Below are 22,781 nucleotides of genomic sequence, written 5' to 3' on the forward strand. Positions count from 1 at the left end.
CTTCCGGGCTTATAAATGATAAAGATAAGATAATTGAATACAGCACGACAATAAAAAGAGAAGCCATAAGGATGGATACAATGGTAGAAGAAATACTTAAGTTATCCAGCCTTGAAGATATAGATGAAAATGAAATGCCTCTTGAAAAATTAAATGTTGCAGAAATTATAAAAGAAGCAGTTGAAGTTCTTGATTATAAGTTATACGAAAAGAAAATCATAACAAATGTAGATGTGCATGATGTATATATCGAAAGTGTGCATGAAGATATATTAAGAGTTTTTACAAATCTTATTGAAAACGGCATTAAGTATAATAAAGATAACGGAAAGATATATATTTCTTTACGTAAAGTAAAAAATAAAGCTGTTATTACTATTAAAGATACCGGAATAGGAATAAAAGAAGAAGATCTTCCTCACATTTTTGAAAGATTTTATCGTGTTGATAAAAGCAGAAATAGAAAGGTTGAAGGGACGGGTCTTGGGCTTTCTATAGTTAAAAGAATAGTTATGAAATACAAAGGTGAAATAAGTGTTAAATCTACCTATAACGTTGGTACGGAATTTATTATAAAATTTGATGCAGTAACAAAATAGACAAAGCAAAATGCTTTGTCTATTTTTTAATTTTTTGAGTTTTTTTATAAAAATCACATAAGTCTTTTAACATACATTCACTACATTTTGGATTTCTTGCACTACATACTTTTCTTCCGTGCCATATAATCCAGTGATGTGCATCAGACCAATATTCTTTAGGGATTTTCTTCATTAAAGATTGTTCAGTCTTTAATACATCGTCGCTTTTTGCAAGACCTAATCTATTAGATACCCTTTGAACGTGAGTATCAACAGCTATTGCAGGAATTCCAAAAGCATTAGACATTACAACATTTGCTGTTTTTCTGCCTACACCGTTTAATTTTATAAGTTCTTCCATTGTGCTTGGAACTTCTTCATTGTATTTATCGCAAAGAGTAAAGCAAGTTTTCATTATGTTTTTTGCTTTTGTGTTTGAAAGACCACAACTTTTTATGTATTCATGAAGTTTCTCTTCGCCAAGCTCTAAAATTTCTCCCGGAGTGTTTGCGGCTTTAAATAATTCTTTTGTAACTATATTAACTCTTTCATCTGTGCACTGAGCAGAGAGAATTGTTGCGATTAAAAGTTCAAAAGGAGAATTAAAATTAAGCCCGCATTTATATTCTCCGTATTCTTTACTTAATATATCTATTATTTCTAATGTTTCTTTTTTTGTTTTCATAAAAATTACCTTAACTTTTATTACCTTTTTTAATTTTTTATTTATTGTATCATAGAGTAAAAAAATTGGAACAATAAATATGAAATAAATAAGAAAGGAAAATAAAAATGAGAAGAAATACAATGACAATGCTTACGAGCTTAACTACCGGTATGATAGCGGGGATAGGGCTTGCTTCTTATGTTTCATCTAACAAAGAACTTAAAAAGCCCGTAAGGAAAATGAAAAATGCAGTTGAAAAGGCTGCAAAAGAGGCAGTAAACGAAATACAGGATATGACAATGAAAAACTAATGATAAAAGAGTTTTAATATTTATATTAAAACTCTTTTAAATATTATATAAGTTAATTAAAGATTTTGTGTATTCCATTAAATCAATTGTATATTTTTCAAATTGTAATTCATCTATGTTATTATTTATTTTTAAATTAAAAAATGAATTAAGAATATTTTTATCTTCATTTTCTATTTTTTCCATTAAATCAATATTTTTATGTATGTATTTATTGGTTTTTAAATAATATTTAGCTTTTATGCAAAAAGACATTGATTTATAAAGTGAAAGTAAAATGTCACTGCTTTTTTCATATAAAAAATTATGAACTGTCATGTGATAGGTATTACAAGCATTTAGTAACACTGCACGTTTTATATCTTCATTTTTTATAAGAGGTTTTAAAAATTCTAAACTTTTGTATATTGGAAGTGTATCAAAATAAAACTGAAAAAGGTCTGATTTTTCCCAGTTTTTTATTTCTTCAATTCCTGAGATAAAACCGCAAAATAAATTATTATGTTCTAATGAAGATATTATTTCTTTATAAGTTTTTAAATCATTTATTGATAATTTATCTAAAATCACAACAATGTCAATATCACTGTTTTCATTTGCTTCTTTTCTTGCTCTGCTTCCTTGAAGTCCCAAAAATATAAGTCTATTTTTAAATTCTTCTATAAGTTTATTTTTTAATGTTTTTAAAACTACATTTACATCAATCATTCTTAACCTCCTTATATCAGTGTTATATTATTATATTATAAAATAATTATAATAAATAAAAAAATGTTTACTTTTTATAGTCATAGTGCTATTATTTATGCGGATGGTATTCTTTTGAAACTATACCGAGAAAAATATTAATAGTCTTCAATCTACCTAATTGCTATAAAGCTTTTATCGAAAGAAAGAGACTTTTGACTATCAAAAGGAAGAAAAGAAGAATGAAAATCGGATTTATTGGTGCCGGCAAAGTAGGCGTAAGTCTTGGAAAATATTTTGCTATGCACGAAAAAAAAGTAATGGGGTATTATAGTAATACTCCCTCTTCTGCAGTTGATGCTGCAAATTTTACAAATACTAATTATTTTAATTCTTTGGAAGATATTATATCTTTCTGTGATATTTTATTTTTGACTGTTCCTGATTCAAAGATAAAAGAAGTATGGGAACAAATATGTAAATTTGATATAGAAAATAAAATATTTTCTCATTGTAGCGGAGCTATGTCTTCTGCTGTCTTTCAAAAGTGTGACCAAGACATTCTTGGTTTTTCCATTCATCCAATGTATGCTTTCAGCGATAAGTATACTTCTTACAAAGATCTTTCAAAGGCTTACTTTACAATTGAAGGAAACGAAAAGAGAATTAATGTTATTAAGGATTTTTTTGAAAGCCTTGGAAATCATGTAAAAATCATTCCAAAAGACAATAAAACCAAATATCATTTATCTTGCGTTTTTGCGAGTAATTTAGTTGTAGCTTTGTTTTATAAGAGTATAAAAATTCTTATGGAAACAGGGTTTACTTTTGATGAAGCTAAAAATGCACTACTTCCTCTTTTTATGAATAATGCAGAGAATATTGCTTCAAAAGGTGTAATAAATGCATTAAGCGGTCCAATTGAAAGGAACGATGTAAAAACAGTAAAAGAGCATTTATCTGTTATAAACGGAAGTGAAAAGGATATTTATAAATTGTTGTCCAAGGAGCTTATTGATGTTGCAATGAAAAAAGATAATACAAAAGATTATTGCAATATGAAAAAAATTATTAAAGAGGAATAAGAGGATGAAAAACACAGTAACAACATTCAAAAAACAAAAAGAAGAAAATAGTAAGATTTCCATGCTTACGGCTTATGATTATTCAATGGCAAAATTAATCGATCAGGCAGGTATTAACGGGATTTTAGTAGGGGATTCACTTGGTAATGTAATCCTTGGTTATGAAGATACAATACCTGTCACTATGGAAGATATGATCCACCACGGAAGAGCCGTTGCAAGAGGGGCAAAAGATGCATTGGTTGTTATAGATATGCCTTTCATGTCATATCAAACAAGTGTATATGATGCAGTTAAAAATGCAGGAAGACTTATGAAAGAAGGGCTTGGAGATGCCGTTAAACTTGAAGGCGGCAGGGAAGTATGTGAACAGATAAAAGCAATAACTTCTGCCGGTATACCTGTAATGGCACATCTTGGATTAACACCACAAAGCATTAATGCATTCGGTGGATTTAAGATACAAGGAAGAGATGAACAAAGAGCAAAACAAATTCTTGAAGATGCTTTATTGGTTGAAGAAGCTGGAGCATTTGCAATTGTTCTTGAATGTGTTCCGGAAAAATTAGCAAAACTTATTACAGAAAAAGTAAATATTCCAACAATTGGAATAGGTGCAGGAAAATACTGCGACGGACAAATTTTGGTTTATCAAGATATGCTTGGAATGTTTTCTGACTTTACACCAAAGTTTGTAAAAAAATACGCAAACATAGGCGAAATAATGCAGGATGCATTTAGAACTTATCATAAAGAAATAAATGAGGGTAAATTCCCTATGGAAGAAAATACATATAAAATTGATGATGAAGTTATAGAAAAATTATATTAATTATGGAGAGAAATATGAAAGTAGTACATAAAATCAGTGAAGTAAGAGAAATTGTAAATAAATGGAAAAGAGAAGGGCTTAGCGTTGGGCTTGTTCCTACAATGGGTTATCTTCATGAAGGACATCAAAGCTTAATTAAAAAAGCCGTAGAACAAAATGACAGAGTAGTTGTAAGCGTGTTTGTAAATCCTATGCAATTTGGTGAAAACGAAGATTTAGCAAGCTACCCAAGAGATCTTGAAAAAGATACAAAACTATGCGAAGAAACAAGAGCAGATTTGATTTTTAATCCAACACCTGAAGAAATGTATCCTGAAGGTTTTTGTTCGTATGTCGATATGAACTCACTTACAAAAGAGCTTTGCGGAAAAAGCAGACCTATTCATTTTAGAGGTGTTATGACTGTTGTAAGTAAGCTGTTTAATATCGTTACACCTAATAAAGCATACTTTGGAATGAAAGATGCACAACAACTTCTTATAATAAAAAGAATGGTAAAAGATTTAAGTTTTGGCATAGAAATAGTAGGATGTCCAATAGTAAGAGAAGAAGATGGGCTTGCAAAGAGTTCAAGAAACACTTATTTAAGTGAAGAAGAAAGAAAAGCAGCTTTGATATTATATAAAACAATTAATTTAGGTAAGAAACTTCTTGAAGAAGGTGAAAGAGACAGCGCTGTTTTACTTTCAAAGATGAAAGAAAACATAAATAAAGAACCACTTGCGAAAATTGATTATGTTGAAGCAGTAGATATTGAAAAGGTAGAAAAAGTAGATAAAATCGAAGGTACGGTTCTTGTTGCAATGGCTGTATATATTGGCAAAACTAGATTAATTGACAACTTTGTGTTTGAGTGTTAGGAGGAATATAAAAATATGTTACTGAATATGTTAAAAGGAAAAATTCACAGAGCAACAGTTGTTCAAGCAGAGCTTGATTATGTAGGAAGCATTACAGTTGATGAAGAACTTCTTGAAAAAGCCGGAATATATGAATATGAAAAGGTTCAAATTGTAGATGTAAATAACGGAAGCAGATTTGAAACTTACACAATTTCTGGAAAAAGAGGCAGTGGTATGATATGCTTAAATGGAGCCGCAGCAAGAGAAGTTCAAGTAGGGGATAAAATTATAATAATGGCTTATGCAAATATGACTCCTGAAGAGGTAAAAGATAATCCACCGAAAGTGCTTTTTGTTGATGAAGATAATAAAATAAAAAGAATAACAAGATATGAAAAACACGGGCTCTTAACGGAGGATATGATTGATGAATAAAATTTTAGAGGGTAAAGTAGTAACCCTTGGTATAACGGGCAGTATTGCTGCTTATAAAATGGCAAACGTAGCCAGTATGCTTATAAAATTAGGTGCTGAAGTTCATGTAATAATGACTAAAAATGCAACTAATTTTATAAATCCAATAACATTTGAAACTTTAACAAATACAAAATGCCTTGTTGATACATTCGATAGAAATTTTGAATTTCATGTGTCTCATGTAAATCTTGGTCAAAAATCAGATGTAATGCTTATTGCACCTGCAAGTGCAAATATTATTGCAAAAATGGCTTATGGAATAGCAGATGATATGTTATCAACTACTGTTTTGGCAGCTACTTGCAAAAAGATAGTATCTCCTGCAATGAATACACATATGTACCATAATAAAATAGTTCAAGATAACATAGAAAAATTAAAAGAATATGGTTTTGAAATAATAGAGCCTGCAAAAGGCATGCTAGCGTGTAGAGACATTGGAGACGGTAAACTTCCTGATGAACAGACTCTTGTAAATTATGTATTAAAAGAAATAGCTCATGAAAAAGATTTACAAGGTATGAATGTTATGGTTACGGCAGGAGCTACAATGGAAGCTATAGACCCTGTAAGATACATAACAAATCATTCAAGCGGTAAAATGGGATATGCAATTGCAAGAAATGCAATGTTAAGAGGTGCAAAGGTAACTTTAGTAAGTGCCAATAGCAGTGAAGAAGTTCCTCCTTTTGTTGAATTAATTAAAGTCAAAAGCGCAAAAGATATGTTTGAAGCTGTAAAAGAAAAGAGCAGTGATATGGATTTTATCATTAAGGCTGCTGCTGTTTCTGATTATACGCCTATTGATGTAAGCGATGAAAAAATAAAGAAAAAAGATGGAGATCTTTCAATAAAACTAAAAAGAACAGATGACATTTTAATGTATCTTGGAGAAAATAAAAAAGAAAATCAAGTTTTATGCGGTTTTGCAATGGAAACTCAAAACTTAATAGATAATGCAAAAGCTAAATTAAAAAAGAAAAATGCTGATATTATAGTGGCTAACTGCTTAAAAGAAGAGGGAGCAGGTTTTAAGGGTGATACAAATAAAGTGACATTCATTACAAAAGACAATATTGAGAAAAAAGAGCTTATGAGTAAATATGAAGTAAGCGAGATTTTACTTGATAAATTAATTGAAATAAAAAATAAAAAGACCGATTAATCGGTCTTTTTTAAATATGCATCAATAAATAAATCAATATCTCCATCCATTACTGATTGAACGTTTGATGTTTCGGCTTTAGTCCTATGGTCTTTTACCATGCTGTATGGGTGGAAAACGTATGAGCGAATTTGATTTCCCCATGCTATTTGTCCATAGTCGCCTTTTATTTCATCAAGTTTTTCTTTATGTTCTTCCATTAATATTTTGTATAGTTTACCCTTTAAAATCTTCATCGCTGTTTCTTTGTTTTGGAACTGGCTTCTTTCGTTTTGGCATGATACAACGATTTTTGTAGGAAGATGAGTTATTCTAACAGCTGAGTCGGTTTTGTTTACATGTTGTCCTCCTGCTCCTCCTGAGCGGTAAGTATCTATTTTTAAATCACTTGGATTGATTTCAAGGTTTATATCTTCTTTTATTTCCGGTTCTACATCTACTGATGCAAAAGAAGTATGTCTTCTGTTGTTGCTGTCAAAAGGTGAGATTCTTACAAGTCGATGTACCCCTTTTTCGCTTTTTAAATATCCGTAAGCATTTTCTCCCTTAATAAGAATCGTAACACTTTTTATTCCTGCAACATCCCCCGATAACTCTTCGAGAATTTTTATTTTAAAATTTCTCTTTTCTGCAAATCTTGTAAACATTCTATATAACATTTCTGCCCAGTCTTGGCTTTCTGTTCCTCCTGCTCCGGGGTGAATTGAAAGAATGGCATTGTTTGAATCGTATTCTCCTGATAAAAGAGTTGTTAGTGCAAAATTATTTACATCTTTTTTTAGCATGTTTAATTCTTTTAAGGTATTATCTGCTTCTGTTTCTATGAATTCTTCACTTAACATTTCCATTATAATGCTGATATCTTCTTTTTTGTTTTCAAGAGATGTAAATGATGTTATTTGTGATTTTAAAGTTTTAACGTCCTTTAAAATTTGATTTGCATTTTCGCTGTCATTCCAAAAATTTTCATCATTCATTAAGCTTTCTTTTTCTTTTAGATTTTGTTGTAAACTTTCAATGTTAATGGAGTTTGATAAATCATTAAGTTCCTTTGATATATCATTAAGTAAATTTTTTAATTCAATTAATTCAGTCATTTTATTACTTCCTTTTAAATATTAAATTCATTATATATTATATGACGATATTAAACAATACTATCGTTAAAATGCTTTAATGCAATTAAAGTTTAATTATTGTTTCCTTTTATAAAAAACAGCTGTTAATAAATAATTTGTAACATGATTACAATTGTTTATTAGTTGAATATGTAAAGGTTACACATTTAAAAAGATAATCATGTTTGTTTAAAAGATGTAAATTTTTATGACCTTTTTTTTTCTTTTTTTATGAAAGTACTTGTAATTATATTTTTTATCATATATAATTTTTTTAGTAAAAATCAAGTGTTATATAAAACAAGGAGAGATTACAAATGTTATATTTAATCGATGATGCTAATATCGAAAGCATTAAAACAATTACTCAATATTTCCCAATTACAGGGGTAACAACAAATCCAAGCATTATTGCTGCAAACGGAGAAAATGTTTATAAAAAAATTAAAGAAATAAGAGACGTTATTGGTCCTGACTGTGAACTTCATGCTCAAGTTTTAGCTTCAACTTGTGATGAAATCGTACAAGAAGCAATTAGACTTAGAGATGCTGTAGGCGGAAAATTCTTTGTAAAAGTTCCTGTAACAGGTGAAGGTTTAAAATCAATCAGCGTTCTTAAAGAACTTGGCTTTGGTGTAACAGCTACAGCTATCTTTACAGCTCAACAAGCTTTACTTGCTGCTACAGCAGGTGCTGACTATGTAGCTCCATATGTAAACAGAATAGATAATTTCTCTTCTGACGGTATCGGAGTTGTTGCTGACATCGTTGAATTATTCGATATGTACGGAAAAGATACAAAAGTATTAGCTGCAAGCTTCAAAAATACACAACAAGTTCACAATGTAGCTATGGCTGGTTCTCATGCTGCAACAATCAGCTGTGATTTATTTGAAAAATTAATCTATCATCCACTTACAACAGCTGCAATTATGGAATTTGAAGAAAAAGGTGCAGAATTCTATACATACGAAGAAAAATAGTATGTTAAATAAAAAAATCAGGCGGATTTTTATCCGCCTTTTTTATTTGCAAAATTACAAAAAATAATGTATATTTAAGATTTCTTACTTTAGGGTAGAAAAGTGAGAAAAATATTGTATAATGGTTTAAATGGAAAGTGGAGGAGAAAAATGAAGAGTAATTTAAAAGTAAGTTTAGTTAGATACACTCCTGAACCTGTAAAGACTGTGGCAATGGCTGCTAAGCTTTGTTATTCAAAGGTTGGGGTTGAAGATATAAGTGAAAAAATGAGTAATGAAGATGCTGAAAAATTTGTAAAGATGCTTATGGGATTTTCTCATATGTCACCCCTTGAACATATAAGCTTTTCTTTTGCAATAGAAGGAGTAAGCAGAACTTTAACTCATCAACTTGTTAGACATAGAATTGCAAGTTATTCGCAGCAGTCACAAAGATATGTTGACGAAAATGAGTTTGATTATATAATACCTCCTCAAATCGAAAAAGACGAAGAAGCCTTAAAAGTATTTGAGGAAAGTATGAGTATGATTCAATCTTCATACGAAAAGCTACGAGATGTTCTAACAAAAAATGTTACAAAACAAATTATGGACGAAGACGGACTTGAAGAAAGCGAAGCTAGAAAAAAAGCCGTTAAACTTGCAAATGAAGATGCAAGATTTGTTTTGCCTGGAGCTTGTGAAACAAAGATTATAACTACAATGAACGCAAGACAACTTCTTCATTTCTTTGAAGAGAGAACATGTGTAAGAGCTCAATGGGAAATAAGAGAACTTGCGACACAGATGTTAAAACTTGTTAAAGAAGTTTGTCCTGTTATTTTTGAAAGTGCAGGCCCTGGATGCGTAAAAGGCGGCTGTCCGGAAGGAAAGATGACTTGCGGAAAAGCAAAAGAAATAAGAGAAAAATTTAAAAATTTATAGAGGTAAGATATGAGTAATTATGAAAGAGTAAGCGGACGTAATGCCGTAAGAGAAACTTTAAAATCAGGAAGAAACATAAATAAATTATATATTAGCGAAAACCATGATTCTGGACTTGTTAACATAATTAAAATGGCAAAAAGCAAAGGTATTTCAATACAAAAAACAAACAGACATAAACTCGATAGCATTGCAGGGAACCCTCATCATCAAGGAGTTATTGCTCTTTGCTCTCCTGTTGAAACAGTATCTTTAAGAGAGCTTACAGATAAGCTTAATAAAAAAGAAGGAAAACCTCTTGTTGTAATTCTTGATAATATAACAGACCCTCATAATGCAGGGGCAATAATCAGAAGTGCGTACTGCGCAGGTGCTGACGGTGTAATTATGCAAAACAGAAGAAGTGCCTCAATAGGAGAAGGTATGTATAAATCTTCTGCAGGTGCTTTAGAATATATCGATATATGCGAAGTGTCAAATATATCGCAGACAATAGATGCATTAAAAAAGGAAGGACTTTTTGTTGTAGGTCTTGATATGGACGGAGAAAATTATTACGATATCGATTATGATATGCCTCTTGCCATAGTTGTAGGTGCAGAGGGTAAGGGACTTGGAAGACTTGTTAAAGAAAAATGCGACTTTATAAGTTCTATTCCACTAAAAAATAATTTTGACTCGTTAAATGCTTCTGTTGCAGCGGGAATTGTTTTATTTGAAGCGGTAAAATGCAGATAGAAAACAGCACTTTTAAGGTGCTGTTTTTTTATAATATATTGCTAACTTATGGACTTAAACAATATAAAATGATAGAATAGTCTAAATATAATTATGAAAGGAGAATAGAATCAAAAATGAACGATGACGATAGTGACGCGGCGAACAAACCGATACCTCTGATAGTGCGTTTTATATATTTTAGATATAAAAAAGAATGATAGAAATAAATATCGAATAAAAAAACGTATTTAGGAGGTAAGATTATGAAAAGTTCGATAATATTAATGATTTTATTACAAATTGTTTTAATTGCGTTAAATGCTGTATTTGCCTGTGCTGAAATTGCCGTTATATCCATGAACGATAACAAGCTTGAAAAAATGGCGGCAAAAGGAGATAAAAGGGCAATAAGACTTTCAAAATTAACCGAGCAGCCTGCAAGATTTTTAGCAACAATTCAAGTTGCAATTACTCTTTCCGGATTTTTGGGCAGTGCTTTTGCTGCGGAAAACTTTTCTGATGGGTTGGTTAATTTAGCTGTGAAATTAGGGGTGCCAGTTTCCCCAAGCGTTTTAGATTCTATCTCTGTAATTTTGATTACAATTATATTATCTTATGTAACTCTTATTTTTGGTGAGCTTGTTCCAAAAAGAGTTGCCATGAAAAAAGCAGAATCTTTGGCTCTTGGTATGTCAGGGCTTACATATTCTATTTCAAAGATATTTGCGCCTTTGGTAAGTATGCTTACTGCGTCAACAAACTTTGTTTTAAGGCTTATAGGTATTGATCCTGAGGAAGAAGACGAAGATGTCAGCGAAGAAGAAATAAGAATGATGGTTGATGTGGGAAGCGAAAAGGGGACTATTGACCATGAAGAAAGAGAATTCATTCAAAATGTTTTTGAATTTGATGATTTATCTGCCGATGAAATATTAACACATAGAACTGATGTTATTACTCTTGATATGGAAGAAAGTCTTGAAAAGTGGAAAGAGATTATATTTAATACAAAGCATACTCTTTATCCTGTTTGTGACGGTTCAATAGATAAAATTATTGGAGTTCTTGATTCAAAGAAATATTTTCGTTTGGAAGATAAAAATATTGAAACTATAATAGAAAATACCATGTCAAAAGCATATTATGTTCCTGATACAATAAAAGCAGATGATTTATTCAGAAATATGAGAAAAACAGGCAATACAATGGCTGTTGTTTTAGATGAGTACGGTGGAACTGCCGGGATAATTACAATAAATGACTTGGTAGAACAGCTTGTTGGAGACCTTGAAGAAGATAATGAGATTGTAAAAATAGATGATGTAACATGTAAAGTAAAGGGGATTGCTTCTTTAGATGAGCTTTCAAAACAAATGGGTGTATCATTATCTACCGAAGAATACGACACAATCGGAGGGCTGATATTCCATGTTCTTCAAAGTATTCCGGAAAAAGGAGAAAATATTGAATTTGATTTTGAAGGAATAAAAGTAATGAATGTTAAAATATATGACCATAAAGTAGTAAGTGCGGTTGTAAAGAAAAATTCACCGAATGAAGAAGATAAAGATAATGAATAAATTAAAGACTCTAAAAAATTTAGAGTCTTTTTAAATTATATAATTTGTCATTCCTTCATAGTTAAAGGAAGCATTAATCACTTTTTTATATATTGCATTATTATTTATTTCACTGGTTAGTGCATTTTTAATTAAACTCATTATTTCTTTTTCGTTAATAGGTGAGATAATCATTGCATTAAGATATTCATTTTTAGGAATTTTATCCCATCTTACAATAACATTTAATTTTTCTTTAAGCATAAAATCAAGCCATATTCTCATTGCTCTGCCGTTTCCGTCTCTAAAAGGATGTGCGATATTCATTTCTATATATTTTTTTATTATTTTTTCATAAGAATCAATAGGCATATTATCAATAATTCTTAAACTTTCATTTAAAAATTTTACAGGTGCAAATTTAAAATTTCCTTTAGATAAATCTACACTGCGTATTTTTCCCGCAAAAGAAAATACATCCATAAACAGATATCTATGGATTTGAATTAATTCGATGGTTTTACCGTTTATTTGATTTATTTTTAATGTGTTTTCATAAAGTTGTAATGCTCTTTGTTTTGAAAAAATTTCTTCTTTTTCTATGTTCATTTTTACCTCTGTTTTATTATATCATTAAAATTTATGTTAGAAATAAATATCAAAAAAATACATTTAATTTTGTAAGAAAAAAATTTTTTTAAGATAAAAAAAGAAATAAAAATTAATATAATTAAAACGTTATTATATGTTAAATTAAACGCATATTTCGTTGACTTTATTAGTGTAATTTTATATAATAAACAAAAATACTTTTAACTTAGCACGAGAGGCTAAAAAGGTTATATCCGATTTATGAGTAGCTTGATGGACAAGCTATGCATTTTTTGCGAATACCTGGCCTAAGTGCAGGTATTTTTTTATAAATATCGGAGGTATAAAACAATGTTAAAAGGTCGCAATTTGATTGAGCCAACGAATTTTACTGTAGAAGAATTAGATGAAATATTTGAGCTTGCTAATGATATTCTTAAAGACGAAAAGAAGTATGTTAATGTATGTCATGGGAAATTATTGGCAAGCCTTTTTTATGAGCCGTCAACAAGAACAAAATTTTCTTTTGACGCAGCCATGTATAGATTAGGCGGAAATGTGCTTGGTTTTTCTGATCCGAATACATCAAGTACATCAAAAGGTGAATCTCTTGCAGATACAACAGTTGTAATTTCAAATTATGTTGATATTATCGTTGCAAGACACCCAAGAGAAGGTACTGCAAAGCTTATGAGCGAACATTCAAGTGTTCCGGTAATTAACGCAGGAGACGGTGGACATCAACATCCGACACAAACATTAACAGACCTTCTTACAATTCAGTACTATAAACATAGATTTAATAATTTAAAAATCGGTGTTTGTGGAGACTTGATGTTTGGAAGAACAATTCACTCTTTGGTAAAAGCAATGTCAAGATATGAAAATATAGAGTTTGTATTTATTTCTCCAAAAGAACTTGCTATGCCTGAATATATTAAAGAGGAAATCGAAGGAAAAGTTAAATATTCTGAAACAAATTCTCTTGATGAAGTAATAGGTGATTTAGACGTACTTTATATGTCAAGAGTACAAAGAGAAAGATTTGTAAACGAAGAAGAATATTTAAGACTTAAAGATTACTTCATACTTACAAAAGAAAAACTTGAAAATGCAAAAGAAGATATGATAGTTATGCATCCACTTCCAAGAGTAAATGAAATTTCAACAGATGTAGATAGCGATAAAAGAGCAGTTTACTTTATGCAAGGAAGACTTGGAATGTATGTAAGAATGGCTCTTATAATGAAATTATTGGGGGTAAGTTTAGATGATTAATGTTTCAATGTTAAAACAAGGTATTGTTATTGACCATATAAAAGTAAATCATGGTTATGAAGTTTTTAAACAACTTAAACTTGATGAAATAGATGATGTTATTGTTCTTATGAGAAATATTCCAAGTCATAAAATGGGAAGAAAAGACATTATTAAAATAGAAACAGACTTAAAACTTGACCTTACAATACTTGGATTAATTGACCCAAACATTACAGTAAGCTACATTAAAGACGGAAAGAGAATAAAAAAAGTTCAACCTAAATTACCTGAAGTTGTAGAAGGTATTTTAAAATGCAAAAACCCAAGATGTATTACTCAATATGAAAAGGTAGAAAATATTAAATTCTATCTTGCAAATGCAGAAAAAAGAGAATATAGATGTTCATACTGTGATTCAAAAACAACATTGGTTGAACATAAATAAGGAGAGATATGAAAACATTATTTACTGGCGGTGTACTAATTGATGCAATCAAAACAGTAAAAGAAGATGTTTTGGTTGAAGATGGAAAAATAATAAAAGTTGGAAAAGATATTGACAAAACGGGCTGCGAAGTAATTGATTTAAAAGGAAAAGCATTACTTCCTGCATTTATAGATATGCATTCTCATTTTAGAGATCCTGGATATACCTATAAAGAAGATATTGAAACCGGTATGAAAGCAAGCGTTAAAGGTGGATATAGCGTTGTTTGCACTATGGCAAATACAAAACCTATTTGTGATAATACCGAAGTTTTACAATATGTTAAAGAAAAATCAGAAAAAGTAGGTTTAAATAAAGTAATCCAAATTAGTGCAATCGGAAAAGACCTTGAAGATAAAGAGTTTGTAGATATAAAAGAAAATATGAAATACACAAACCTTTTCTCAAATGACGGAAAAACAATTTTCAGCGATGAATTTATGGAAGAGGCTTTGAAAAAATCCACAGAATATGGTTTCCATTTACTAACTCATTGCCAGCCTGAAGAAGAAATAATCGAAAGAGATATGAAACTTCTTGAAAAGGTTGGAGGAAATCTTCATGTATGCCATATCAGTACAAAGAAATCTTTAGAGCTTATAAAAGCAGCAAAGGAAAAAGGATTAACGGTAACTTGTGAGGTTGCACCACATCATTTATTTGCCGATAGCCTTTCTTATAGAGTAAATCCTTCTTTTGCAACACCTAAAGACAGAATGGCACTTATAGAAGGAGTAAGGAATAACGACATAGATATTCTTGCAATAGACCATGCTCCTCATTCAAAAGAAGATAAAGAAAAAGGAGCTCCGGGAATTGATAATATTGAAGTTGCTTTTTCTATGTACTATAAAGTATTCTTTGATAATGATATTAGCATAAATAAATTAAGCGAAATGATAAGTTTAAATCCGGCAAAAAAAATAGGTTTAAACAAAGGTTTAATCAAAGAAGGTTATGATGCAGATTTGGTGGTTGTTGATACTGAATATGAAGGAGTTATAAACAAAGATGAATTTATTTCAAAATCAAACAACACACCTTTTGATAAAGAAAAAATTAAGGGCAAAGTTTTAATGACATTTGCCAAGGGAGAAAAGAAATATGAAGCTGATAGATAAATTATATGAAAGAAGCAAGAAAAACATGGCTGTATGTTTGGGGCTTGATACAAAAGAAGCATTTTTACCTGAATATATAAGCAAAATGGATATATCTTTAGGAGAAAAGTATTTTTTGTTTAATAAAGCTATAATAGATGCCACAAAAGATATTGTAGCTTGTTATAAAGTTCAAATTGCTTGTTATGAAGCTCTTGGAATGGACGGTCTTAACGCATATCAAAAAACACTTAAATATATAAGAGAAAATGATGGAATTGTAATTGCAGACATAAAAAGAGGGGATATTTCTTCTACTGCTGCAATGTATGCCGACGGTCATTTTAAAGGAGACTTTGAAGCTGACTTTATTACTATAAACACATATATGGGGCTTGATGCAATCAGCCCATATTTTGACTATATGAAAGACGGAAATAAAGGGCTTTTCGTTTTAGTAAAGACATCTAATCCAAACGGACATCAAATTCAAGACTTGGAAGTAAAAGATGGCGAAAAAGTTTATGAAAAGATGGCTAAATACGTTGATGAATGGGGAAGCGACTTTGTAGGAGAATGTGGATACAGCAGTGTCGGAGCTGTTGTAGGTCTAACTTATCCTAAAGAATTTATAGAAGTAAAGAAATTTATGCCAAAAGCATTCTTCTTAATTCCTGGATATGGCGCTCAAGGTGGAACAGGAAAAGATATTGCGGAAATCTTCAAAGACGATATTTGCGGAGTTGTTAATTCATCAAGAGGAATTATATCTGCACACAAAGGTAAAATTGAAGATGAAAACTTTACCGAACTTACTGTAAAAGCAGTAAAAGATATGCAAGAGGATATAGGACAATGGCTATAGTATTATTTAATGAAAAAGTAAAAGATGATATCTATATGATGAAACTTGAAGGAAAGTTTGAAGGAAAAGAAGGGCAGTTTTATATGCTTCGCTCTTTAAATACATTCCTTGCAAAACCTATAAGTATTCATGATATAGATGAAGAAGGTATAACTTTCTTATATCAAATAAAGGGAGAGGGTACAAAGTACTTTAAAACTCTTCAAAAAGGAATGGAACTTGACTTATTTGGACCAAGAGGAAATGGATTTGATATAGAAAATATCGAAAAAGACGTTACTTTAATAGGTGGAGGTATCGGAACTGCTCCGCTATATTATCTATGTAAGCAAATAAGAAAAAAATATCCTAATAAAAAAATAAGAGTATATCTTGGTTTTACTAAAGAAGATTATCTTGTAGATGATTTTAAGAAAATTGCATATGAAGTTATAGTTGATGTAGGCGGAATAATAACGCATAAAGTTGATTTTACAAAGGATGATATTTACTTTACTTGTGGTCCTGATATTATGATGAGAAGTGCATATGACCTTGCAAAAAAAGCAGGAAGAGAAATATATGTGTCCCTTGAAAACAGAATGGCCTGCGGCGTAGGTGCTTGTCTTGGATGTAATGTTGAGACTCCAAATGGAAATAAAAAAGTATGTAAAGACGGTCCTGTATTTAAAGGAAGCGAGGTATACTAAAATGGATAGATTAAAAGTAAATTTTTTAGGTAAAGAATTTAGTAATCCTTTAGTTGCCGCAAGCGGAACTTTTGGTTTTGGAAGAGAATACAGCGAGTTTTTTGATGTAAAAGAAATTGGCGGTATATGTTCAAAAGGACTTACATTAAATCCTCAACCCGGTAATACCGGAGTTAGAATTTGGGAAACTCCAAGCGGGGTAATAAATAGTATCGGGCTTGAAAATCCCGGTGTTAAAAGTTTTATAGAAAACGAACTTGGATATATGAATTCTACCGGCAGCAGGGTTATAGTAAACTTTGGGGCTCACAGCAAGGAAGATTTTCTTGATGGAATAGAGCTTTTAAATGAACAAGAACTTGATTTTATAGAGCTTAACATTTCATGCCCAAATGTTAAGGAAGGCGGAATGGCTTTTTGTATGCATTCAGCAAGTGCTTATGATATTACAAAGTCCGTAAAGGAAAAATCAAAACATCCTATTATTGTTAAATTATCGCCAAATGCACCAAGTGTTACAGATGTTGCAAAAGCAGTAGAAGATGGAGGAGCTGATGCTGTAAGCTTAACAAATACATTTCTTGCAATGGCTATTGATATAAATAAAAAGAAACCTGTGTTTGATAATGTATATGCAGGTTTGTCAGGAAGTGCAATAAAACCTATTGCTCTTAGAATGGTACATCAAGTTGCTAAGGAAATAAAAATTCCTATATTGGCTTACGGAGGAGTAAGCAATTATAAAGATGCTCTTGAATTTGTAATGGCAGGAGCAACTTTGGTAGGAGTTGGAAGTGCAATTTTTGCAAATCCTATGGTAATGCTTGAAATAAGAGATGATTTAGATAAATATTTAAAAAATAATAATATAAACAATATAAGTGAACTTATAGGTATAGTATAAAGGAGAGTATGTAATGAGTGAACAAAGAGTAAAAGAAATTTTAAAAGAAACTGAAGCATTTTTAGAAGGTCATTTTCTACTTTCATCAGGAAGACATTCAAATCAATATGTACAATGTGCAAAACTTTTAAGATTTCCTGATAAAGCAGCAGAAGTATTAAAAGATGTTGCTGAACAAGTAAAAGATTTAGGTATTACAAAAATATGCGGACCTGCAATGGGCGGTGTTATAGTTTCTTACGAACTTGGAAGACAACTTGGAATAGAAAGTATCTTTACAGAAAGAAAAGACGGTAACATGGAACTTAGAAGAGGGTTCACTGTAGGAAAAGGCGATAAAGTCTTAATAAGTGAAGATGTTATTACAACAGGTAAAAGTACACTTGAAACAGTAAAAGTTTTAGAAGATATGGGAGCTGAAGTTGTTGGGGTATGTTCAATAGTAAATAGAACAAGTGATGATCTTAATTTCCCACTTCCTATTTATTCTGCAATAAGACTTAACATTGTTTCTTATGATAGTGAAGAATGTCCACTTTGCAAAGAAGGAAAAATTGAACTTGTAAAACCGGGCAGCAGAGATTTTAAAAAAACTAAATAAAGAGGTTAGAAGATGAAAGGATACTTACAACTTGAAAATGGAATGACTTTTGAAGGTGAACTTTTCGGTAAGATAGAAGAAAAAGTAATAGGTGAAGTTGTATTTAACACATCTATGACAGGTTATCAAGAAATCCTTACAGATCCTTCATATTATGGTCAAATAGTAACAATGACATATCCTTTAATCGGTAATTATGGGGTTAATTTTGATTATGAACAATCTGCTTGTTGTAAGGCAAGAGGATTTATTGTAAAGGAAGTAAGCAATAAACCAAACAATTTCAATAATGAAATGACTCTTCCCGATTATTTGGAAAGTGAAGATATTACAGCAATAAGCGGTGTTGATACAAGAATGCTTACAAAGGTTCTTAGAAATGAAGGTGTTATGAGAGGTATGATTACAACTCATATGATGCCAAAAACAAAACTTATTGAAATACTTGATGAATTTGATAATTCAAAAAGTGTATTCAGCGTTTCAACTTCTGCTCCTTTTGAAGTTGAAGGTGATAAGGATGGAAAACATATTGTTGCAATAGATTATGGTATAAAAGCAAATATTATCAATATGTTTAAACAAAGAGGTGTAAATTTAACTGTAGTTCCTTTTGATACAAAGGCGGAAGATATATTAAAAATGAATCCTGATGCCGTATTTTTATCAAACGGACCTGGAGACCCTGCTGATTTACCTGAATGTGTTGAAGAAATTAAAAAATTAATAGGAAAACTTCCTATAATAGGAATTTGTCTTGGACATCAGTTAGCATCTCTTGCTCTTGGAGGAAAGACTTCAAAACTTAAATTTGGTCACAGAGGTGGAAACCATCCTGTAAAAAATTTAGATAATGAAAAAGTATTTATGACAAGTCAAAACCATGGTTATGTAGTAGATGAATTACCTGAAGGTGTAGAAGTTACTTATAGAAATATAAATGACGGAAGCATAGAAGGAATGAGATGTAAGGATAAGAAGATATATACAATTCAATTCCATCCTGAAGCTTGTCCTGGACCTTACGAAGGCGTTCATATTTTTGACGAATTTTTAAAGGTGATAGAATAGGAGGAATGTACAAATGCCAAAAAGAGATGATATAAAGAAAGTATTGGTTATAGGTTCTGGTCCTATTATTATCGGTCAAGCTGCAGAATTTGACTATTCAGGAACACAGGCCTGTGAAGCATTAAAAGAAGAAGGGGTTGAAGTTGTACTTGTAAACTCTAACCCTGCAACAATAATGACAGATAAACAAACTGCTGATAAAGTATATATTGAACCTTTGAATGTAGAATCTTTGGAAAAAATTATTGCGAAAGAAAGACCGGATTCAATCATTGGAGGTATGGGTGGTCAAACTGCTCTTAATATGACAATGGAGCTTCACAATAAAGGTATTCTTGATAAATACGGAGTAAAAGTAATAGGTACAAGTATTGAAGGAATTATCAAAGGCGAAGATAGGGATGAGTTCAGAAAGTTAATGAAAGAAATTGGACAACCTATTATTGAAAGTAGAATTGTAAATACTTTGGAAGATGCGAAAAAAGCAGCTTTAGAAATAGGTTATCCGGTTGTTGTAAGACCTGCTTATACACTTGGCGGTACAGGCGGCGGTATCGTTAATAATGAAGAAGAGCTTTTAAAAATTGCAGAAAGCGGTCTTGCTTTATCAATGACTACTCAGGTTTTAATTGAAAAGAGTATTAAAAACTGGAAAGAAATTGAATACGAAGTAATGAGAGACGCAAAAGGTACTTGTATTACAATTTGTAATATGGAAAATATCGACCCTGTAGGTATCCATACAGGAGACAGTATTGTTGTTGCTCCAAGTCAAACCCTTTCAGATAAAGAATATCAAATGCTAAGAACAGCATCTATAGATATAATTAATGCAGTAGGTATTGAAGGTGGATGTAACGTACAAATTGCCCTTCATCCAGACAGTATGGAATATGCAATTATTGAAATTAACCCAAGAGTTTCTCGTTCTTCAGCTCTTGCATCAAAAGCTGCAGGTTATCCTATTGCTAAAGTTTCAGCTAAAATTGCTCTAGGATATTATCTTGATGAAATTAAAAATGCAGTTACAAAAGAAACTTATGCATGTTTTGAACCTGCTCTTGACTATGTTGTAGTAAAAATTCCTAAATGGCCTTTTGATAAGTTTTTAAATGCAAAAAGAGATTTAGGTACAAAAATGATGGCTACAGGAGAAGTAATGGCTATAGGTAGAACTTTTGAAGAAGCATTCTTAAAAGCTATACGTTCTCTTGAAATTAAAAAACATACTTTAGTACATGATAAAGTAAATGATATTCCAATCAAAGAACTTAGACATAAAGTATTTAAAGCAGATGATGAAAGGATTTTTGTTCTTGCTCAAATGCTTAGAATGAAATATTCTGTAACACAAGTAAGTAAAATAACAGGTATTGATTTATTCTTTGTAAATAAGATAAACGAAATTGTAAAAAGAGAAGAACATTTAAAAACTCTAACTTTAGAAACTTTAACAAAAGATGAACTTCTTGATTTAAAGAAAAAAGGTTTCTCTGATAAAGGTATTAGTTTCTTAATGGGCGTTAGAGAAAAAGATATATATGAAATGAGACAAATGTGGAATATTAATCCTGTATATAAAATGGTTGATACATGTGCAGGGGAATTTGAAGCAAATACTCCATATTATTATTCAACATATGACACTGAAGACGAAGTAGTAGTAACAGATAAAAAGAAAGTTATGGTTATCGGTTCAGGTCCTATTAGAATCGGTCAAGGTATAGAGTTTGACTACAGTTCAGTACACTGTGTATATGCTCTAAAACAACTTGGAATAGAAACAATTGTTGTAAACAATAACCCTGAAACAGTAAGTACAGACTTTGATATATCTGATAAACTTTATTTTGAACCTTTAACAGATGAAGATGTTCTTAATATTTATAATAAAGAAAAACCTGATGGAGTTATTTTACAATTTGGTGGACAAACAGCTATCAAGCTTGCAGAAATGTGTGTAAGAGAAAATATTCCAATTCTTGGAACTTCTCCTGACAGTATCGATAAAGCTGAAGATAGAGAAAGATTTGAAGAAATGCTTACAAAGCTTGGTGTAAAACAACCAACAGGAAAAGGTGTATTTACAGTTGAAGAAGGTATTGAAACAGCTAATAGAATCGAATACCCTGTACTTGTAAGGCCTTCATATGTTCTTGGTGGTAGAGGTATGATGATTTGCCATGATGAAGAAAGTCTTGTAAAATATCTAACAAATGCAATTAAAGAAGACCCTAAAAATCCAGTTCTAATTGATAAATATTTATATGGTCTTGAACTTGAAGTTGATGCTGTGTGCGATGGTGAAGAAGTTTTTGTTCCTGGTATCATGGAACATCTTGACAGAGCAGGGGTTCACTCAGGAGATAGTGTAACAATTTATCCAACAATTCATGTAAGTGATAAAATTAAAGAAACATTATATGACTATACAAGAAAAATTGCTCTTGAGCTTGATGTTAGAGGTATGATAAATATTCAATTTATCGTATTTAGAGATGAGTTATATGTTATCGAAGTTAATCCTCGTTCAAGTAGAACAGTTCCATATATTACAAAGATTACAAATGTTCCAATTCTTGAAATGGCAGTTAGATCTATGTTTGGACCTTGCATTAAAGAAATGGGATATGGAAGTTATATAAATGAAGACAGCGAATATTATGGAATTAAAGTTCCGGTATTCTCAACAGAAAAACTTCCTAATGTAGAAGTAAGTCTTGGACCTGAAATGCGTTCAACTGGTGAAGTACTTGGTGTAAGCAAAAATTATCTTGAAGCACTTTATAAAGGATTCCTTGCTGCCGGATTTGATTTAAGCAGAAGAAAGAGAAAACTTCTTATTTCTCTAAATGACGAAAGTAAAGATGAACTTATAGACTCACTAAAAAATATGTCAGATATTGGATATGAATTCTTTGCAACAGGAAATACAAAGAAATACATGGAAGAACATGGTGTAGAAAATGTTACTGAAGTGTATAAGATTGGTTACGAAGGAGAACATAAAGAACTTGGTATTCTTGATGTAATTAAAAATCATAAAATTGATTTAATAATCAATACTCCTCAAAGCTCTTCTGATTCTGAAACAGACGGATTCAAAATAAGAAGATGTGCTGTTGAATGTGGAGTAAGCATAGTTACTTCAATAGATAGTGCAATGGCTCTTGCTAAATTATTCTGTGAAGATTTAGACTATGATAAATTTGATATTACAGATGTAGCAAATTATTAATAAAAGTAAAAAGACGGCTTGTTG

24 protein-coding genes are annotated in these 22,781 nt (G+C 30.9%); 20 read left to right on the forward strand and 4 right to left on the reverse strand.

Annotated features, from left to right (window positions below; translation table 11 throughout):
- A partial coding sequence (locus M6G78_RS09420) for a cell wall metabolism sensor histidine kinase WalK (RefSeq protein WP_253230234.1) occupies positions 1-599 on the forward strand: 599 nt, incomplete at its 5' end.
- A 19-nt stretch (positions 600-618) separates the two neighbouring features.
- Here M6G78_RS09420 and nth read toward each other — a convergent pair.
- The gene (nth, locus tag M6G78_RS09425) at positions 619-1,266 is read right to left on the reverse strand and encodes an endonuclease III (protein WP_138267951.1); all 648 of its coding nucleotides are present in this window, start codon (positions 1,264-1,266) and stop codon (positions 619-621) included.
- Between the two features lie 107 nt (positions 1,267-1,373).
- On the opposite strand from nth, the gene M6G78_RS09430 reads away from it, so the two are divergent.
- Positions 1,374-1,559 carry a hypothetical protein gene (locus M6G78_RS09430; RefSeq protein ID WP_138267952.1) on the forward strand — a complete coding sequence of 62 codons (186 nt, stop codon included), beginning with the start codon at positions 1,374-1,376 and terminating at the stop codon, positions 1,557-1,559.
- Between the two features lie 36 nt (positions 1,560-1,595).
- Here M6G78_RS09430 and M6G78_RS09435 read toward each other — a convergent pair whose 3' ends face one another.
- Positions 1,596-2,267 (reverse strand): nucleotidyltransferase family protein, encoded by a 672-nt coding sequence (locus M6G78_RS09435; protein WP_138267953.1) that lies wholly within the window; start codon positions 2,265-2,267, stop codon positions 1,596-1,598.
- Positions 2,268-2,488: 221 nt separating this feature from the next.
- On the opposite strand from M6G78_RS09435, the gene M6G78_RS09440 reads away from it, so the two are divergent.
- Genes M6G78_RS09440 through coaBC form a run of 5 tightly spaced genes read left to right on the forward strand, consistent with a single transcriptional unit; the run spans position 2,489 to position 6,647 of the window.
- Positions 2,489-3,331 carry a Rossmann-like and DUF2520 domain-containing protein gene (locus M6G78_RS09440; protein ID WP_243112188.1) on the forward strand — a complete coding sequence of 281 codons (843 nt, stop codon included), beginning with the start codon at positions 2,489-2,491 and terminating at the stop codon, positions 3,329-3,331.
- A 4-nt stretch (positions 3,332-3,335) separates the two neighbouring features.
- The gene (gene panB / locus M6G78_RS09445; RefSeq protein WP_138267955.1) at positions 3,336-4,163 is read left to right on the forward strand and encodes a 3-methyl-2-oxobutanoate hydroxymethyltransferase; all 828 of its coding nucleotides are present in this window, start codon (positions 3,336-3,338) and stop codon (positions 4,161-4,163) included.
- A gap of 14 nt (positions 4,164-4,177) precedes the next feature.
- Positions 4,178-5,023, forward strand: coding sequence for a pantoate--beta-alanine ligase (panC, locus tag M6G78_RS09450; protein ID WP_253230235.1), 846 nt, complete (start codon positions 4,178-4,180; stop codon positions 5,021-5,023).
- A gap of 15 nt (positions 5,024-5,038) precedes the next feature.
- The gene (panD, locus tag M6G78_RS09455) at positions 5,039-5,440 is read left to right on the forward strand and encodes an aspartate 1-decarboxylase (protein WP_253230236.1); all 402 of its coding nucleotides are present in this window, start codon (positions 5,039-5,041) and stop codon (positions 5,438-5,440) included.
- A 1-nt stretch (position 5,441) separates the two neighbouring features.
- Entirely contained in the window at positions 5,442-6,647 is a 1,206-nt protein-coding gene (coaBC, locus tag M6G78_RS09460) for a bifunctional phosphopantothenoylcysteine decarboxylase/phosphopantothenate--cysteine ligase CoaBC (protein ID WP_253230291.1), read from the forward strand.
- Here the strand turns inward: coaBC and prfB are convergent.
- Positions 6,644-7,744, reverse strand: a complete 1,101-nt coding sequence (gene prfB, locus M6G78_RS09465) for a peptide chain release factor 2 (protein ID WP_253230237.1) — start codon at positions 7,742-7,744, stop codon at positions 6,644-6,646. The two genes, coaBC and prfB, sit on opposite strands and share 4 nt — an antisense overlap.
- A 338-nt stretch (positions 7,745-8,082) precedes the next feature.
- Here prfB and M6G78_RS09470 point away from each other — a divergent pair, with 338 nt between their 5' ends.
- The 4 genes from M6G78_RS09470 to M6G78_RS09485 all read left to right on the forward strand — a co-directional run bounded on the left by M6G78_RS09470 (position 8,083) and on the right by M6G78_RS09485 (position 11,972).
- Positions 8,083-8,748, forward strand: coding sequence for a transaldolase family protein (locus M6G78_RS09470; RefSeq protein ID WP_138267959.1), 666 nt, complete (start codon positions 8,083-8,085; stop codon positions 8,746-8,748).
- Positions 8,749-8,898: 150 nt separating this feature from the next.
- The gene (gene thyX / locus M6G78_RS09475; RefSeq protein ID WP_138267960.1) at positions 8,899-9,672 is read left to right on the forward strand and encodes an FAD-dependent thymidylate synthase; all 774 of its coding nucleotides are present in this window, start codon (positions 8,899-8,901) and stop codon (positions 9,670-9,672) included.
- Between the two features lie 9 nt (positions 9,673-9,681).
- Positions 9,682-10,410: a 23S rRNA (guanosine(2251)-2'-O)-methyltransferase RlmB gene (gene rlmB, locus M6G78_RS09480; protein WP_138267961.1), complete on the forward strand. Its 729-nt coding sequence runs from the start codon at positions 9,682-9,684 to the stop codon at positions 10,408-10,410.
- A gap of 245 nt (positions 10,411-10,655) precedes the next feature.
- A complete protein-coding gene (locus M6G78_RS09485) occupies positions 10,656-11,972 on the forward strand; it encodes a hemolysin family protein (RefSeq protein ID WP_253230238.1) in 1,317 nt (438 codons plus the stop codon).
- Between the two features lie 30 nt (positions 11,973-12,002).
- Here the strand turns inward: M6G78_RS09485 and M6G78_RS09490 are convergent, their stop codons facing one another.
- Positions 12,003-12,560, reverse strand: a complete 558-nt coding sequence (locus tag M6G78_RS09490; RefSeq protein ID WP_253230239.1) for a Fic family protein — start codon at positions 12,558-12,560, stop codon at positions 12,003-12,005.
- A gap of 333 nt (positions 12,561-12,893) precedes the next feature.
- Between M6G78_RS09490 and pyrB the strand changes: the two genes are divergently transcribed.
- The 9 genes from pyrB to carB are packed head-to-tail and all read left to right on the forward strand — an operon-like array spanning position 12,894 to position 22,757.
- A complete protein-coding gene (gene pyrB, locus M6G78_RS09495; protein ID WP_138267963.1) occupies positions 12,894-13,820 on the forward strand; it encodes an aspartate carbamoyltransferase in 927 nt (308 codons plus the stop codon).
- The gene (locus tag M6G78_RS09500) at positions 13,813-14,247 is read left to right on the forward strand and encodes an aspartate carbamoyltransferase regulatory subunit (protein ID WP_138267964.1); all 435 of its coding nucleotides are present in this window, start codon (positions 13,813-13,815) and stop codon (positions 14,245-14,247) included. Before pyrB ends, M6G78_RS09500 begins: the two co-directional genes overlap by 8 nt.
- 8 nt (positions 14,248-14,255) lie before the next feature.
- On the forward strand, positions 14,256-15,410 hold the full coding sequence (locus M6G78_RS09505) for a dihydroorotase (protein ID WP_253230240.1): 1,155 nt from the start codon (positions 14,256-14,258) through the stop codon (positions 15,408-15,410).
- Positions 15,394-16,254 (forward strand): orotidine-5'-phosphate decarboxylase, encoded by an 861-nt coding sequence (gene pyrF, locus M6G78_RS09510; RefSeq protein WP_138267966.1) that lies wholly within the window; start codon positions 15,394-15,396, stop codon positions 16,252-16,254. Before M6G78_RS09505 ends, pyrF begins: the two co-directional genes overlap by 17 nt.
- On the forward strand, positions 16,245-16,943 hold the full coding sequence (locus tag M6G78_RS09515; RefSeq protein ID WP_253230241.1) for a dihydroorotate dehydrogenase electron transfer subunit: 699 nt from the start codon (positions 16,245-16,247) through the stop codon (positions 16,941-16,943). Before pyrF ends, M6G78_RS09515 begins: the two co-directional genes overlap by 10 nt.
- A gap of 1 nt (position 16,944) precedes the next feature.
- A complete protein-coding gene (locus tag M6G78_RS09520) occupies positions 16,945-17,847 on the forward strand; it encodes a dihydroorotate dehydrogenase (RefSeq protein ID WP_138267968.1) in 903 nt (300 codons plus the stop codon).
- A gap of 13 nt (positions 17,848-17,860) precedes the next feature.
- Positions 17,861-18,448 carry an orotate phosphoribosyltransferase gene (gene pyrE / locus M6G78_RS09525; protein WP_138267969.1) on the forward strand — a complete coding sequence of 196 codons (588 nt, stop codon included), beginning with the start codon at positions 17,861-17,863 and terminating at the stop codon, positions 18,446-18,448.
- A gap of 12 nt (positions 18,449-18,460) precedes the next feature.
- Positions 18,461-19,519: a carbamoyl phosphate synthase small subunit gene (locus M6G78_RS09530; RefSeq protein WP_138267970.1), complete on the forward strand. Its 1,059-nt coding sequence runs from the start codon at positions 18,461-18,463 to the stop codon at positions 19,517-19,519.
- Positions 19,520-19,532: 13 nt separating this feature from the next.
- Complete coding sequence (carB, locus tag M6G78_RS09535; RefSeq protein WP_253230242.1) at positions 19,533-22,757, forward strand: carbamoyl-phosphate synthase large subunit; 3,225 nt, start codon at positions 19,533-19,535, stop codon at positions 22,755-22,757.
- Positions 22,758-22,781 lie beyond the last annotated feature (24 nt).

The organism is Anaerofustis sp. NSJ-163 (assembly GCF_024135845.1).
Classification (GTDB): Bacteria; Bacillota; Clostridia; order Eubacteriales; family Anaerofustaceae; genus Anaerofustis; species Anaerofustis butyriciformans.